The sequence below is a fragment of the Rhodococcus sp. WWJCD1 genome, from assembly GCF_002258735.1.
In the GTDB taxonomy this organism is placed as follows: domain Bacteria; phylum Actinomycetota; class Actinomycetes; order Mycobacteriales; family Mycobacteriaceae; genus Rhodococcoides.
Map to the genome: position 1 here is coordinate 166121 of NZ_NOXY01000020.1, position 15086 is coordinate 181206.

Consider the following 15086-nt stretch of genomic DNA (forward strand, 5'->3'; position numbering starts at 1 on the left):
GGCAGTGAGTTCCCGGCTTACTCCGTAGGTGGGTGCGGCACAGCCGAGGAGCGTTTCGGTGCCGGTCAGCCGGCCGCGGTGGTGTTGTGTTCGAGCGCCGCGGCGATCCAGAATTCCAGCGCTGTTTCGCCCGTCAGTGCGTTCGCATCGACGGTGATCCACCCCTGGCCCATCGACCGGTCGCGACCCATCACAGCGTGGTGGGCTCCGTCGCGCTGGAGGTATTCGGGTTCACGGACCCCATCCACACGAACCAGCAGCGCACGATTCCCGGTGCCGACACACACCACCATCTTGTCTCGCACCATGAAGGCCAGACCGCCGAACATCTTCTGCTCGCGCAGACTTTCCTGATCGGAGAGGATGTCGCGAACGCGGTCTGCAAGTAGCTCGTCGTACGCCATGTGCTTGCGCCCCTTCGATGGTCGTTGCCCTTATCGAAGACCTGATCGGTAGTGGGCGCAAGAGTAGATCACTCGCCGTGTGGCATGCCCTTGGCTTCAGCGCATGTCTGTGCAGCAAGCAGAGCTGTGCCCTGAGGCTGGTGTGGGTCGTCACGCGGGTTGTCGTGGTTCCTCGTCGCCAGTGTCGTCGTGGTGTTCGGGTGGATACAGGACTTCCTCTGGGTGGTGTGCGTGATTGATCAGCCCACGGCGCTTGGGGTCCATCCCTGTTGGTGGATGCCACAGGGTGCGGCCTGGGTAGCGATGTCCTGCTCCGGTTTTGGTGGTTGCCCACTTGCCGGGGCCGGTGCCGACGAGGGCGTGGTGCATGTCGCAACCGAAGGTGAGGGAGTCGATGTCGGTGTAGCCGCCGTCGACCCAGTCGTCGACGTGGTGGGCTTGGCACCAGGTAGCCGGCCGGGTGCAGGAGGGGAAGCTGCAACCCCGGTCTCGGGCGATGAGCACGATGCGCTGGTCTGCGGAAGCGATCCGCTTGGATCGGCCGAGGTACAGCGCGCGTCCGTTGTCGTCGAAGATGGTCAGGTAGTGGTGGGCGTGGGACGCCATACGGATCGCATCGCGGATCGACACTCGGGATCCGGTGCCGGTCATCGCGTAACCACAACCGGCGTTGAGGTCTTTGAGGGTCATGGTGACGATGGCGGTGACGGGCAGGCCGCGGTGGGTGCCGAGGGTCCCGGAGGCGAGTGTGTGCCGCAGTGCCATCTTCAGCGCGTCGTGACGACGTTCGTTCTGGGTGCGCGTATCCCGCGCGGCGGCAGCGTCCCGCAATGCGGTGTCCGGTGCGTCATCGTCAAGGTCATCGTCACCGCCGGCGTCGGACTCGGAGTGACCGCCGGGGTCGGCAGCGCCTGCAGTGTCGTCGGAGCCGTCGTACTCGTCGGAGTCGAGCATGTCTTCGGGCTCTGTGCCGCAACCACAGTCGGCACCGACTCCGCAGTCGCCGTCGCAGCATTCGTCGTCACCGCAGTCGCAATCACCGCAGTTGTCGTCACTGCAGTCGCTGGCCTCGTTGCAGTCCGTTCCATCCCACAGACCCGCATCGCTCGACCCTGCATCACCGGACGTCGGCTCGGGCCGTGATGCAGTGGACTTGCTGTCGCCTTCGCCCCCGTGGACGACCGACGTCGGGTCTGCCGGATTGTTCACTCCCGGCTTCGCGGCTTTGGAGAACAAAGCCTCGAGATAGGCCCGTAGTTCGGAATCGACGCAGAAGCTTCCTTCCGACATCCCGTCGGCACCCTGCTCACCGAGATAGAAGAACGCATCGCGTCGTTTGCGCGGCTTGGGCTTACCGTCCTCGTCCTCGTCGTAGTCGCCGTCGGGGTCGAGGATCGAGTCCAAGTGCGCCACCAATGGTGCGAAGTCGTCGGGGAGTCTGGTCGAGGCGTAGCCCACCAACTGCTGTTCTGCGAGATCACGGGTCTGCGGGTCCACACTGGGCGGCAAGTGCTTGAAGAACTCGCGGATCATCTGCACATGCTTGGCATCGAGCAACCCCGCCCGTAGTGCTGCCGCGGTATGCGGCAACAACGGAGGCAGGACTTCACCGGACAGTGCGATGCGATCACCCAACTCCGCAGCCAGACGCACCCGTGCACCGGCTGCTCGTGGGGTGATCCGCAGCATCCACGCCACCGAACACGGCACCGACCCCGGATACACATCGAGGCCGTGCTGAGCGATCAACTCGTTGAGCCAGGTGTACGAGTACGCGGTGACAGACCTGGTGAGAGTTTCCATGCGTTGGATCACCGCACGCCGGTCGGCATTCGTCCACGACACCGACCCCTGCCCGGCCAGTTCGGCGACCGCGGACTCGACGCGGTCCACCAACACCGACAACTCGGGATCGGACACGACAGGGGCAGGCGGCACCGTCTCGATGCCGTCCACCCCTGATCCGCCGTCCCCCGAAAGCATGAACAGAATCTATCGCGACCCACCGACAAGTATTCGAACACACGTTCCCAGTCGTATTTGTCTGTCGAAGCGGCGGAGCATCGCACTATGTGGGGGATTGCACATCGATCGAAAGTGTGACGTTGTCGATCTCGCGTAACGAGGGGTCGCGTAGATGCTGGTGGCGGGGTTCAATATCCCCCAAGGCGGACGTAACGACCTCAGCAGCGTTGCTTGTTTCGGTGACGAAAGCCGCTGCTTGTCAGTACCTCCGAACTCGACTGTCGGGTCGGTGTCCAATGTTGTGTGTTGACCCAGTGGGGACGATCGACATGAACGACGCATTTCGTTTCGCCGCTTCGTGCAGTTCACCGAAGGAACTGATCACTCGACTTCAGTTCGGTACGACGGACCTGTGGCCAGAGGACGTCGCCCTTCCGACCCGTTGGCGCTACATGGCCGATCTGATCGATTCCGATCGAGGCATGCTCGTCGAACTCGACGGTGCACTGTCGACACCGGTTGTGGACGCGCTCGTTGCGACGGCGGAATTGTGCAGGCAATCGGCCACCGAGTCTGTGCCCGCGGCCGACTGGGAGTATCTCCGGCGGGCGTTGGGATGGCTCGAGCGCGGTAGTTCCGGTGTCGATCGCGCTCTCATCGCCGTGGGCGACGAGTTGGCACTCATGGGCCTCGACGGGGCGGAACAGGATTTCTCGGTTGCGACCTGGCTGTGCATGGACGTGCTGGATCGGTTTGCCTCGGCCGACGAAACGGTCGGGTATTGGGTGCATCGTGTGAACGCTCGGGTATCGAATTTGGCTGAGCAGCAGCTTGATTCGGTCCCAATCGAAAGCGAGAACGCTGAGCTGACAGTGGCCGTCTGATTGGTAGGAGTGGCCCCGTGGCTGCTTGATTTCTCGCGGGAACGACGACTGCGATAGGGGCGAAAAGCCCTCTGCAGGAGATCGATTCGGTCAGTCCGAGAGTGATGCTGTGCTGTCGTAACCTGCGACAGCTTTGTTCGCGGAGCAGACGGCTTCGACAATGTTGTTTCGGTTCTGATCGATGAACAGTTGATCTCGCGTGTAGAGGGCACCATGCTCGTGCGTGAGCCCTCCGTCGATTGCGTTCTTCATTGCCGCGAGTCTGCCAATGACGATGTCTGGGAGTTCGGCAGCCCGAGGGTCGGGATAGATCGTGAAGATTCGGCGCAGCCTGTCCCATCGATCGGTGTCCGCGGACCATCCTCCGTCGGAGAAGTTGTCGGCACTGCAGAGGGGCGCGAATCGATAGGCGAAATAGGCCAGGTCGTCGATGCGTCGCCCCGGTCCAGCTTCGTCGAAATCGATCAAGCCGACGGCTGCGGAACCCTCGAAGACGAAGTTGTATGGAGCTGCATCCCAGTGGCAGATCACCTCGGGGTCGACGCCGTCGGGTAGGTGTAGGGCATGGCCGTCCGACAACTGCAGACCGATGGTGAGGTCGTGTAATCGCCGTAAGATCCGTGCAGCGCTCTCGAGAGCTTCGACGCTGCGAATGGCGGCCGACATCGGGTAGTTGCCGGCGGTCCCATGCCGATACGTGAGTATTTCTCGGCCCTGAACATCCACTCCCAGAAAGCGCGGAGCGTAGGGATAACCCTTGTGCTCCAGCACCTTCAGGAGATCGTGTACGGCAGCCGAGTGGTCTCCCGTTGCTCGACGTACCGTCTCGCCTACCCGATGCACGACGGTCCTGTTCCCTCCGGGCAACGGGATCTCCGTCTCGTCGTTCATGCTTCTACGGTCTCACGTCGTGCGAATTCCTACCCCGGTTGGCAAGTGCGCCGACCCTCTCGTAGTATCGGACACGTAGGACCATCCAGAGCGACCGAGAGACCTGGCTCGTTGACGTCGCAGCAACCCCCCGCTCGTCGGGTGAGGGTGCTACCGCCGGGACCGATGGAGGAATACACGTGAACACTCGAGTCGCCTCAGGTTTCGTCGACGGATGCCGTCGGATTCATGTCGATCTGTGCCGTCTGAACGGTTCGACCTGTCTTAGCTGACATTTCGGCACCGCACTTTTCGACACCACACCTCATCATCTGCACGAACTCCTTCCTGGGCGCACCTGGCTCGGACGCGGGAGCTCTCGTGCGATCGACCAGATACCGGAGACACCCACGTGTCCACTCGCCCTGTTCTTCTGGTGGCCGGAGTAATCGCCGCCACCGCCACACTGCTCGCCGGGTGCGCAGGTAGCGGCAACACCTCGGCCGCCGACGCGGGCCCACCGCAGTCCGGAGGGACGCTGCGTTACGGCCTGTCCGGGGCTCCTACCTGCTCCGACCCGGCTCAGGCGGGTACAAATCAAACCATCTACGTCACCCGGCAGGTGGTCGATTCGCTCACCGACCAGAACCCTGAAACCGGAGAAGTCGAGCCATGGTTGGCCGAGAGTTGGGAGGTCGGTGCCGACGCGAAGTCCTTCACCTTCCAGCTGAAAGACGGTGTGACGTTCAGTGACGGCACCCCGCTCGACGCCACCGCCGTCAAGGACAATTTCGACGCCATCACCGGCACCCTCGGTGCCGCCAAGGCACCGCTGGCTGCGAGTTACCTGACCGGATATCAAGGTGCCACGGTCGTCGACCCGCTCACCATCCGCATCGACTTCTCGGCACCCAATGCGCAGTTCCTGCAAGCGAGTTCGACGCCTCAGCTCGGAATTCAGTCCACCGCGACATCGGCGCAGTCGGCAGAGTCGCGGTGCTTGGGCACCAACATCGGATCGGGACCGTTCACCTACGCGGACTACCAGCAGGACCGTTCCGTCACTTTGGCGAAGCGAAGCGGATACGACTGGGGCTCTGCGGTATTCGGTCACGAGGGCGAGGCATACCTGGACCGCATCGAGTTCACCATCGTGCCCGAATCGGGTGTACGTACCGGCAGTCTTTCCTCTGACCAGCTCGACGCCGTCAGCGACGCGCTACCGCAGGACGCTCCGCAGATCGAGGCGACCGGTGGCCGGATCCTGACGGCATCCAACCCGGGCGTTCCGTTCGGCATTCAGCCCAACGTCACTCGCGGTGCGCTACAGAACCCCGCCGTCCGGACGGCCCTTGTACCGGCGATCAACCGTCAGGAACTGGTCGACACGGTCCTGGGACCGGACTTCCGGACGGCGACAAGCACGTTGGCCAGCGCCACGCCGGGGTACGTCGAGCTCGCCGACGTCACCTACGATCCCGAGAAGTCGAAGTCGCTGCTCGACGCCGCAGGCTGGGTTCCCGGTGGAGACGGCATCCGTGAAAAGGACGGGCAGAGGCTGAGTTTCAAGGTCATGTATTCAGCGGTGTTCGCCGGCAACCAGGCGATTCTGGAGCTGACCCAGCAACAATTGCGCGCGGTGGGTGTCGACCTACAGCTCGAGCTGGTCTCCAATTCGGAGGCGACGGCACGGCAAGGCACAAAGGACTACGACGCGACGTACTACAACAGCACACGCGCCGACGGGGACATTCTGCGCACCTCGTTTGCCGTGGACGGTCGGAACTTGAACGCGCGCGGCCCGATTCCGGATCTGGATGCATCGTTGTCCGAGCAGCTCTCGACCACCGATGTGGCGGCGCGCAACGAGATCCTCGCAACCGCACAGCAGCAGGTGCTCGACAACGGATTGTGGATTCCCACGATCGAGCTGTCGCAGGCAGTCGGCGCGGCGTCGACAGTGCAGGATCTGAAGTTCGAGGCCTCCGCTCGCCTGCAGTTCTTCGACACCTGGCTGAGCGGGCAGTAGAGCGATGACCCGCTACATCGGACAGCGAGTATTGCAGGCACTGGCAGTGCTGTGGGCTGCGTTCACCATCTCGTTCATCGTGCTCTTCCTCCTTCCCTCGGACCCGGTCAGTCTTGCCGTGGACTCGGCCGGCTCGGGCACCCCGGCAGATGCTGCGGCGATCGCTGAACTGCAGGCTCGTTACGGTCTCGATCAGCCGGTGCTGGTGCAGTACTGGCACTCACTGGTCGGGGCCGCGCAGGGCGACTTCGGATTGTCCATCGCCACCGGCCAGCCGGTGACGACGGCCATTCTCGACGCGGTGCCCAGCACACTCGGCTTGGCGGGGACAGCCCTGGTGCTGGCGGTCGTGTTCGGATCCGCGGTGGCTTACGCCGCCACGTACACCCAGATCGTATGGCTGAAGAACCTGCTGCTGGCGCTTCCACCGCTCGGGGTGGCGGTGCCGACGTTCTGGGTAGGACTACTGCTGCTGCAACTGTTCTCGTTCCGACTGCGCTGGTTCCCGGCGTTCGGTGACGACGGGGCAGCGTCGTTGGTGCTGCCTGCGGTGACGCTCGCTATGCCGACCGGTGCCGTCATCGCGCAGGTCCTGGCTACCAGCATGGCCACCACGTGGAAGCAGCCGTTCGTGGATGTGGCTCGCGCCAAGGGGGTCTCACGCATTCGGGTGCAGACGCGACACGTTCTGCGACTGTCCTCGATCCCGGCCTTCACGATTGCCGGAGTCTTGGTGGGCACCCTGCTGGCCGGATCGGTGGTGGTCGAGACGGTGTTCTCGCGCGCCGGAGTCGGACGGCTGACCCAGACATCGGTTTTGGCCCAGGACACTCCGGTGGTGCAGGGCATCGTCGTTCTGACTTCGCTGGTCTTCGTCCTTGTCAATCTCGCAGTCGACCTGCTCTATCCGCTGATCGATCCACGCATCGTGCGCGAATACCGGCCCGCGCAGGCCAGTGCAGAACCGGAGAAAGCCCATGTCTGACATATTGATTCGTGAACCGGCCGTCCATTCGCCAATTCCCGCGGCAACCGAAGAAGCACCGGCACCCACGCGGCGACGCGGTCCGCGGGATGTGTTGAAACACATCTGGCTCGGTGCCTCCGTGATCGTGCTGCTGCTTGCTCTCGGGTTCGCGCTGTTCCCGTCCGTCTTCGCGAGCGGCGATCCGCTGGTGGGTACACCGGCCGACAAGCTGCAGGCACCCAGCGCGGCGCATTGGTTCGGCACCGACAACATCGGCCGTGACGTCTTCACCCGAGTGGTCCACGGTTCCGGATTGTCGCTGACGGCAACGCTGTTGGCAGTCGGCATCGCCCTGGTGGTCGGCTCGATCATCGGTCTGGTCTCGGGGGCCGTCGGCGGAGTAGTCGACGCGGTGCTGATGCGCATCGTCGATGTGCTGCTGTCGATTCCGACGCTGTTGCTCTCGCTGGCGCTGGTGACCGCTCTGGGCTTCGGCACCGTCAACGTTGCTATCGCCGTCGGTGTCACATTGATCGCGAATTTCGCCAGAGTGATGCGCTCGGAGGTGCTGCGGGTGCGCAGATCGCTGTACGTCGAAGCGGCTTACGCCTCGGGTGTGCGGTGGTTCGATGTCTTCCGCAGGCACATCCTCAGAAACTCGTACGGCCCCGTGATCGCGCTCGCTGCAGTCGAATTCGGTATGGCAGTTCTCGCGGTATCGGCGCTGAGCTTCCTCGGCTTCGGCGCTGCTCCGCCCACCCCGGAGTGGGGATCGCTGATTTCCGAGGGCCGCAACTTCCTGGCCACCGCCTGGTGGATGACCACACTGCCGGGATTGGTGATCGTGGCCGTCGTCGTGTCCGCGCACCGCCTGGGGCACGCACTCGAGAGGCGATCACAATGAGCCCCATTCTCGAAGTAGAGAATCTGCACGTCAATTACGGTGAGACGACCGCCGTCTCCGGCATCGGGTTCACCGTCGACCGCGGTGAAGTGGTGGCCGTGGTCGGTGAATCGGGCTCCGGAAAGTCGACGACTGCCCACGCCGTCATCGGTCTGCTCTCGGGTTCCGGCCGCATCGTGGGCGGATCGGTGACGTTCGACGGGCAGCGGCTCGACACAGCCTCGGACAAGACGTTGAACCGGTTGCGCGGCCGTCATATCGGGCTCGTCCCGCAGGATCCGACCACCTCGCTGAACCCGGTGGTTCGCGTCGGCGACCAGGTTGCCGAGGTGCTGCGGGTGCACGGCCTCGCAGATCGCCGGTCCGCGAAGGTCGAGGCAATTCGCATCCTCACCGAAGCAGGTCTGGACAACCCCGAGGTGCGGGCGCGGCAGTATCCGCAGGACCTGTCGGGTGGGCAGCGTCAGCGCGTACTGATCGGAATCGCTCTCGCGTGCCGCCCGGAACTGGTGATCGCCGACGAGCCGACCAGCGCCCTCGACGTCACCGTGCAGCGACGCATCCTCGACCATCTCGACGCCCGAATCGCCGAAACCGGTGCCGCAGTCCTGCTGATCACTCACGACTTGGGCGTTGCTGCGGACAGAGCCGATCGCCTGATCGTCATGAGCGCGGGTCGAATTGTCGAAACCGGCCCCACCGCAGAGGTACTGGCGAACCCGACGCACGCGTACACCCGTCAACTGTTGGCCGCTGCGCCGTCGCTGAATACGACCGTACGACCCGCGCGCACCACGGCAGCCGATCCGATCCTGACGGTCGGCGACGTCTCGAAGCGGTTCACCATAGGCCGAGGCGTCCACCTCGATGCGGTCAAGGGAGCCACGTTGACCGTCGAACGTGGGCGCACCGTTTCGCTCGTCGGCGAGTCCGGGTCCGGCAAGTCCACGTTGGCGCGCATCGCGATCGGCCTGGAGACCGCGTCGTCGGGTTCGGTCACGTTCGACGGTGTGGACATCACCGGTCTGCGTGGCAAGGCCAGGCGTGAACTGCGGCGGCGTGTTCAGATCGTCTATCAGAACCCGTACGCGTCACTGAACCCGAAGCTGCGCGTCGGCGAGATCGTGCGAGAACCGTTGGACGCGTTCAAGGTCGGTTCCTCGCGTGAGCGTTCCGAGCGTGCCCGGACGTTGCTGGATCAGGTGGCACTCACCAGCGACTACCTGGCCCGACGGCCGGCCGAGCTCTCGGGTGGGCAGCGCCAGCGCGTCGCCATCGCCCGAGCGTTGGCTCTCGCACCGGAACTGGTGGTGCTCGACGAGCCGGTCTCGGCCCTCGACGTATCGGTGCAAGCACAGATCCTGACGCTGCTCGACGACTTGCAGTCCGAGCTGGGTCTGAGCTACCTCTTCATCTCGCACGATCTGGCCGTGGTCCGTCAGATCAGCGACACCGTGGCCGTCATGCAATCCGGCGTCATCGTGGAATACGGCGACACCGCAGCACTGTTCGACAATCCACAGCAGGACTACACCCGCGAGCTACTCGGGGCCATTCCCGGAAGCGCGCACGAGAAAGCGAGCACCAGTGTCTGACAAGCTGTTCCTGACCGCGATAGAGCTGAAAGGCACCGGCGCACATCCGCAGGCCTGGCGTCGTCCCGATTCTCGCGCGGAAGAGGTGTTCACCGCAGGGTTCTGGATCGACCAGCTGCAGGCTGCAGACCGAGCGGGTATCGATCTCGCGTTCCTGGGCGATTCGTTTGCCAGTCGGACGCTCGAGGCCGCAGCCATCGCGGCACGGGCAGCCGCCGTCACCGAGAAGATCGGGCTGGTGCCCACGATCACCGTCACGCACACCGAGCCGTTCCACATCTCGAAGCAGATCGCGAGCCTCGATTTCGCTTCCCACGGCCGGGCCGGATGGCAGGTCGAGGTGAGTCCGGGTGCCGAGCAGGCAGCGCTGTTCGGTCGGAAAGCGGAGCAGGACAACGGCAGCCTGTGGCGCGAGGCGGACGAGGCAATCGAGGTCGTCACCAGGCTCTGGGACAGCTGGGAGGACGACGCGGAGATCCGTGATGTCGAGTCGGGGCGGTTCATCGACCGAGACAAGCTGCACTACATCGACTTCGAGGGTGAGAACTTCTCGGTCAAGGGTCCGTCGATCACTCCGAGGTCTCCTCAAGGACAGTCGCTGGTCGTGATTCGCGGTGACTCCACGGAGTCCGTGTCGGTGGCCGCTGCGCGTGCCGACATCGTCCGAATCGTCGCCGACACGGTCGAGGATGCGGCAACGACCGCCGCCCGCATTCGACGGGCGGTCGTTGCCGAAGGCCGTGACCCGGCCGAGGTGTTCGTCCTGTTGGACGTGGAGACCTTGGTATCCGATTCTGCCGCTGAGGAACTCGCTCAGCTCGACAACTGGGCGGGGCACGTCAGAGCCGCTGAGAGCGTGTCGCATGTCGGCGATCTGGCAGGCTTGCATCTCCTGCTCGGTTCCATCGAAGCGGCCGGGCTGGACGGGGTCACCCTGGTACCGCTCGCCCTGCCGTCTGGAGTGGCGGCACTACCGGCCACCGACACCCGCAGCGGATCGACTCTGCGCGAGCGTCTCGGCCTGACACGCCCCGTCAATCGCTATGCACTCGAAGGGAAGAGCCTGTGACGAAGAAGCAGATACATCTGGGTGCCCATTTCCCCGGCGTCAACAACACCACCGTCTGGGCCGATCCGGAATCGAAGAGCCAGATCGAGTTCGATTCGTTCGTACACCTCGCCGAATCGGCCGAACGCGGTCTGTTCGACTTCTTCTTCCTCGCCGAGGGACTGCGACTTCGGGAGCACCGCAACCGGATTCACGATCTCGACGTGGTCGGTCGACCGGATACGCTCACCGTCCTCAATGCGCTTGCGTCGGTGACGACCAAGCTCGGACTTGCCGGGACGATCAACACCACGTTCAACGAACCGTTCGAGCTCGCCAAACAATTCTCGTCGCTGGATCACCTGTCCGACGGTAGGGCGGCATGGAACATGGTGACGTCCTCGGACGCGTTCACCGGCGAGAATTTTCGGCGGGGCGGCTATCTCGATCGTGCCGACCGTTACGTGCGGGCCAACGAGATCATCGACGTCGCGCGAAAGCTCTGGGACTCCTGGCAGACCGACGCGTTCGTCGTCGATCGCGAGCGCGGGATCTTCGGTCGCCAATCCGAGATCCGCGCAGTCTCGCATTCCGGACCGCAATTCGATGTGCAGGGTCGCTTCACACTGCCGCGCAGTCCGCAGGGACATCCGGTTCTGCTGCAGGCGGGCGATTCCGACGAGGGCCGCGAGTTCGGTGCGGCCAAGGCCGACGCCATCTTCACCATCCACGGCACGCTCGAGGACGGACAGAGGTTCTACTCCGACGTCAAGGGTCGGCTCGCCAAGTACGGTCGCGAGCACGACGACCTGAAGGTGCTGCCCGCGGCGACGTTCGTGCTCGGCGATTCTGCGCAGGACGCGGTCGACAAGGCGGACCACATCCGGCATCAGCAGGTCAGCGGTAAGACAGCTATTTCGTTCCTCGAACAGGTGTGGGGACAGGACTTGTCCGCGTACGACCCGGACGGTCCGTTGCCGGATATCGAACCCAGCGGCGATGTGTCCATCACCCGTGGTCGTGCGCGACACGGCGACCCCAGAACCATTGCCCAGCAGTACCGCGAGCGCGCCGAAGCAGACAACCTGAGCATTCGTGAACTGATCATCGCGATGACGACGCGGCAGCAGTTCGTCGGAACCCCTGCGCAGGTGGCCGAGGAAATCGACAGCTACGTGCAGAAGAACGCGAGCGACGGCTTCATCCTCGTCCCGCACATCACCCCAGCAGGCCTCGATGAATTCGTCGACAAGGTGATTCCGGAACTTCAGGACCGCGGCAGCTTTCGCACCGAATACGCCGGAACCACCTTGCGTGACCACCTCGGTTTGCGTCACCCGTACGAACAGCGTGAAGGAGTGCGAGCATCATGAGCGATTTCGGGCAGGACTGGAAGCAATGGCATGCCGACCGAGAGGCGTCCTACGGTGATCCTCTGGGTTGGGTCTCCTTGACCGGTTTGTATTGGCTGACAAATGAATTCGAGACCGTCGCGGACCTTCCCGGCCGGTGGAAGGCGGACGCCGATTCGGTGACTGTCGAAGGGTTCGACGGCGTGACGACTCTGAATCCGGTGGAGGGCGCACCGGGCATCCTGGTCGAGGACGGAGATCGACGTATCGAGGTGATCCGTCGGACCGGTTCTGTCGCGCTGCGGGTACACGACCCGAAAGCTCAGACCCTCCAGTCCTACAACGGTATCCCGGCCTACGAGCCGAGCGAGAAGTTCGTCGCCACCGGGAAGTTCACCCCGTACGACTCGCCGGTGACCGTCACGACCGGAGCCGTGGTGGAAGGACTCGAACACCATCACACGGCTGTGGGCACTCTCGACTTCGAGGTGGCCGGTACCGCTGCGCAACTGATTGCGTTCGGCGGCATCGGCAACGGTCTGAAGGTCCTGTTCACCGATGCCACGAGCGGGGTGACGACCTATCCGGCTGCGCGGATCCTGGCAGTGCCCGCTCCCGTAGACGGCACCGTCGTTCTCGATTTCAACCGCGCTTCCAACCTTCCGTGTGCGTTCACCGACTACGCGACGTGCCCCGTCGCGCCTGCTGAGAACAGGCTGACTTTCGCCGTCGAGGCAGGGGAGAAGAACCCGAGATGACGCGAGTTCCGTTGTCGGTTCTCGATCTGTCCCCGATCAGCGAGGGGTCGACCGTCGCGCAGGCGCTGCGAAACACGGTTGACCTTGCGCGCCAGACCGAGGAGTGGGGTTACGAGCGTTATTGGGTGGCCGAGCACCACTTCGTGGCGGCGGCTAGTTCTTCACCCGCAGTGTTGATCGGTCTGATTGCCGCTGCCACCAACCGGATTCGCGTCGGCTCGGCAGCGGTCCAGCTCGGTTTCACGACAGCTGCTGCCGTTGTGGAGTCCTTCGGAACGGTGGACGCGTTGTATCCGGGTCGTATCGATCTGGGTGTGGGTCGATCCGGGCAGCGGCGTGCCGAAGTGTTGTCCGGTGCCCCGGTACCCGAGCGGCCTCGCGCTGCGAGAACGATCGACGGGGTACTGTTTCCAGTTCCGTATTCACCGGTTGCACTGCTGAAGTCGGCCCGATTGGCAGCCTCGCTGGGTGCCCTCCAGCAGCCCGAGGCGATCTCACCGGACTTCGGTGATCAGCTCGACGATATCGTGGCGCTGCTGTCCGATACCTATGAGCGAAACGGCGTGCCCTTGTCGGCCCGTCCCGGTGCGGGTGCCCAGGTGCAAGTGTGGTTGTTCGGAAGCAGTGCAGGGCCCAGTGCTCGAGAGGCGGGTGCCCGTGGACTACCGTTCGTTGCGAATTACCACGTCAGTCCCGGAACGACACTCGACGCGATCGACGAGTATCGGGGTGCATTCGTGCCATCCGATACGTTGTCCCATCCGTATGTGGCAGTGTCCGCTGATGTGGTTGTGGGAGATTCGGATTCCAGAGCGCACGAGTTGGCGGCGTCGTTCCCCCAGTGGGTGTACAGCATTCGGAGCGGTCACGGTGCCGTCGAATATCCGGATCCCGGGAGTGTTGCGCCGCTGTCCGACGAGCAGTACGCACTGGTGGCCGATCGCGTGGACACTCAGATCACCGGGTCGGCGGCGACAGTGTGCGAGAAGCTCGACGGTTTGCAGAAAGCAACAGGCGCAGACGAATTGGTCGTTACCTCGATGACCCACGACCACGCCGACCGGCTGCTCTCGTACGAACTGCTGGGTAAGGAATGGGGACTACCGCGATTACGCGTGTAGTCGGGAACAAACGATGTGAGAGAACGGTTGAGGGCGGCATGACTCGAGTAGCGGTAGCAACATCATTCGGTGGACCAGAGGTCGTCGAGATCGTCGATCGGGCTCTGCCCAAGCCCGCAGCAGGGCAGGTTCTGGTGGAGGTGAAGGCCATCGGGGTCAATCCGATCGATTACAAGCTCTACAGCGGCGCGTTCGGCTCCGACGAGTCGACGCTTCCGCTGCCGCTCGGTAGCGAAGCGGCCGGCGTCGTCGTTGCTGTCGGTAACGCGGCCGAAGGTCCGGGCGGGCCGATCTCTGTCGGCGACGAAGTGATCGTGTCCGGTGCGAAGGGTGCATACGCCGAGAAGGTTCTCGTTCCTGCGGACGCGGTACTGCCGAAGCCCGCCTCTCTGGACTGGAATGTCGCTGCCGGCCTGCTTGTCGTCGCCGGTACCGCATACGACACGCTCGAAACGGTCGCTGTGTCGACCGGCGATACCGTGCTCGTACACGGCGGGGCCGGGGGAGTCGGATCCATCGTCGTGCAGTTGGCCAAGGCCCGTGGTGCGACAGTGATCGCCACAGCGCGTGCGGAGAACCATGACGCTCTGCAGAAGTACGGTGCCGTGCCGATCGAGTACGGCGAGGGATTGCTCGATCGTGTGCGGGCCGTGGCACCCGACGGCATCGATGCGGCGATCGACACGGTCGGCACCGACGAGGCCGTGGATGTATCCCTCGAATTGTTGACGAACAAAGCCCGTTTGGTGACTATCGCTGCCTTCGAGAGGGCCGCCAACGAAGGTTTCCCTTCGGTGGGTGGCGGTAACCCGGAGAGCGCGGAACGGCGTAAGAAGGCAGCCCTGTCACTCGTGCGACAAGCAGGTGAGGGTGATTACGAAGTTGTCGTCGCCAAGACGTTCCCGTTGGCCGATGTAGCCACAGCGCACTCGGAACTGAAAAGGGATCACCCGCGCGGAAAGTTCGTGTTGATTCCGTGACGGAAGAAGTTGACGTTCTGAACAACTGGGCCGTCGCGGAGGTACTCGCGCGCTACGCGCACGTGGTGGATAATCAGGAGTGGGAAGAGTTGGCATCGGTCTTCACTCCCGATGCAACCCTGGAGGCAGAGAAAACCTGATCGTCGGACTCGACGGTATCCGGGGTTATCTGCAGTCGTTCGATCCGAAGCGATCTCATCACACACTCA

The 15086-nt window shown here is 63.7% G+C and carries 14 protein-coding genes and 1 riboswitch; of the genes, 11 read left to right on the forward strand and 3 right to left on the reverse strand.

Annotation, left to right across the window (positions count from 1 at the left end; all coding sequences use genetic code 11):
- Positions 1–65: 65 nt before the first annotated feature.
- Both CH286_RS13045 and CH286_RS13050 read right to left on the reverse strand, forming a co-directional pair.
- A complete protein-coding gene (locus CH286_RS13045; protein ID WP_094609412.1) occupies positions 66–404 on the reverse strand; it encodes a TfoX/Sxy family protein in 339 nt (112 codons plus the stop codon).
- A 150-nt stretch (positions 405–554) separates the two neighbouring features.
- Positions 555–2387 (reverse strand): HNH endonuclease signature motif containing protein, encoded by a 1833-nt coding sequence (locus CH286_RS13050; RefSeq protein ID WP_094609413.1) that lies wholly within the window; start codon positions 2385–2387, stop codon positions 555–557.
- A 311-nt stretch (positions 2388–2698) separates the two neighbouring features.
- On the opposite strand from CH286_RS13050, the gene CH286_RS13055 reads away from it, so the two are divergent.
- Positions 2699–3253, forward strand: coding sequence for a hypothetical protein (locus CH286_RS13055; protein WP_094609414.1), 555 nt, complete (start codon positions 2699–2701; stop codon positions 3251–3253).
- Positions 3254–3343: 90 nt separating this feature from the next.
- Here CH286_RS13055 and CH286_RS13060 read toward each other — a convergent pair whose 3' ends face one another.
- On the reverse strand, positions 3344–4144 hold the full coding sequence (locus CH286_RS13060; protein WP_094609415.1) for a phosphotransferase: 801 nt from the start codon (positions 4142–4144) through the stop codon (positions 3344–3346).
- A 78-nt stretch (positions 4145–4222) separates the two neighbouring features.
- Positions 4223–4316, forward strand: a riboswitch (SAM riboswitch).
- Between the two features lie 243 nt (positions 4317–4559).
- Here CH286_RS13060 and CH286_RS13065 point away from each other — a divergent pair.
- The 10 genes from CH286_RS13065 to CH286_RS13110 are packed head-to-tail and all read left to right on the forward strand — an operon-like array spanning position 4560 to position 15017.
- Positions 4560–6152 carry an ABC transporter substrate-binding protein gene (locus tag CH286_RS13065; RefSeq protein ID WP_441347122.1) on the forward strand — a complete coding sequence of 531 codons (1593 nt, stop codon included), beginning with the start codon at positions 4560–4562 and terminating at the stop codon, positions 6150–6152.
- Positions 6153–6156: 4 nt separating this feature from the next.
- Complete coding sequence (locus CH286_RS13070; protein ID WP_094609417.1) at positions 6157–7137, forward strand: ABC transporter permease; 981 nt, start codon at positions 6157–6159, stop codon at positions 7135–7137.
- Positions 7130–8023, forward strand: a complete 894-nt coding sequence (locus tag CH286_RS13075) for an ABC transporter permease (protein WP_094609418.1) — start codon at positions 7130–7132, stop codon at positions 8021–8023. Before CH286_RS13070 ends, CH286_RS13075 begins: the two co-directional genes overlap by 8 nt.
- Positions 8020–9618, forward strand: coding sequence for a dipeptide ABC transporter ATP-binding protein (locus CH286_RS13080; RefSeq protein WP_094609419.1), 1599 nt, complete (start codon positions 8020–8022; stop codon positions 9616–9618). Before CH286_RS13075 ends, CH286_RS13080 begins: the two co-directional genes overlap by 4 nt.
- Positions 9611–10687, forward strand: a complete 1077-nt coding sequence (locus tag CH286_RS13085; RefSeq protein WP_032401703.1) for an LLM class flavin-dependent oxidoreductase — start codon at positions 9611–9613, stop codon at positions 10685–10687. The genes CH286_RS13080 and CH286_RS13085 overlap by 8 nt, the downstream gene beginning before the upstream one ends.
- On the forward strand, positions 10684–12039 hold the full coding sequence (locus tag CH286_RS13090; protein WP_094609420.1) for an NtaA/DmoA family FMN-dependent monooxygenase: 1356 nt from the start codon (positions 10684–10686) through the stop codon (positions 12037–12039). The genes CH286_RS13085 and CH286_RS13090 overlap by 4 nt, the downstream gene beginning before the upstream one ends.
- Positions 12036–12776, forward strand: a complete 741-nt coding sequence (locus CH286_RS13095) for a DUF1684 domain-containing protein (protein ID WP_094609421.1) — start codon at positions 12036–12038, stop codon at positions 12774–12776. The genes CH286_RS13090 and CH286_RS13095 overlap by 4 nt, the downstream gene beginning before the upstream one ends.
- Positions 12773–13897, forward strand: coding sequence for an LLM class flavin-dependent oxidoreductase (locus CH286_RS13100; RefSeq protein WP_094609422.1), 1125 nt, complete (start codon positions 12773–12775; stop codon positions 13895–13897). Before CH286_RS13095 ends, CH286_RS13100 begins: the two co-directional genes overlap by 4 nt.
- Before the next feature lie 38 nt (positions 13898–13935).
- Positions 13936–14877 carry an NADP-dependent oxidoreductase gene (locus tag CH286_RS13105; protein WP_094609423.1) on the forward strand — a complete coding sequence of 314 codons (942 nt, stop codon included), beginning with the start codon at positions 13936–13938 and terminating at the stop codon, positions 14875–14877.
- Entirely contained in the window at positions 14874–15017 is a 144-nt protein-coding gene (locus CH286_RS13110) for a nuclear transport factor 2 family protein (RefSeq protein WP_094609424.1), read from the forward strand. Before CH286_RS13105 ends, CH286_RS13110 begins: the two co-directional genes overlap by 4 nt.
- The last annotated feature ends 69 nt before the right edge of the window (positions 15018–15086 follow it).

Excerpts from the sequence above, each read along its gene's own strand:
- CH286_RS13045 (WP_094609412.1), bottom strand. The coding sequence starts at position 404 with ATGGCGTACGACGAGCTACTTGCAGACCGCGTTCGCGACATCCTCTCC.
- CH286_RS13050 (WP_094609413.1), bottom strand. The coding sequence starts at position 2,387 with ATGCTTTCGGGGGACGGCGGATCAGGGGTGGACGGCATCGAGACGGTG.
- CH286_RS13055 (WP_094609414.1), top strand. The coding sequence starts at position 2,699 with ATGAACGACGCATTTCGTTTCGCCGCTTCGTGCAGTTCACCGAAGGAA.
- CH286_RS13060 (WP_094609415.1), bottom strand. The coding sequence starts at position 4,144 with ATGAACGACGAGACGGAGATCCCGTTGCCCGGAGGGAACAGGACCGTC.
- CH286_RS13070 (WP_094609417.1), top strand. The coding sequence starts at position 6,157 with ATGACCCGCTACATCGGACAGCGAGTATTGCAGGCACTGGCAGTGCTG.
- CH286_RS13075 (WP_094609418.1), top strand. The coding sequence starts at position 7,130 with ATGTCTGACATATTGATTCGTGAACCGGCCGTCCATTCGCCAATTCCC.
- CH286_RS13080 (WP_094609419.1), top strand. The coding sequence starts at position 8,020 with ATGAGCCCCATTCTCGAAGTAGAGAATCTGCACGTCAATTACGGTGAG.
- CH286_RS13095 (WP_094609421.1), top strand. The coding sequence starts at position 12,036 with ATGAGCGATTTCGGGCAGGACTGGAAGCAATGGCATGCCGACCGAGAG.
- CH286_RS13100 (WP_094609422.1), top strand. The coding sequence starts at position 12,773 with ATGACGCGAGTTCCGTTGTCGGTTCTCGATCTGTCCCCGATCAGCGAG.
- CH286_RS13105 (WP_094609423.1), top strand. The coding sequence starts at position 13,936 with ATGACTCGAGTAGCGGTAGCAACATCATTCGGTGGACCAGAGGTCGTC.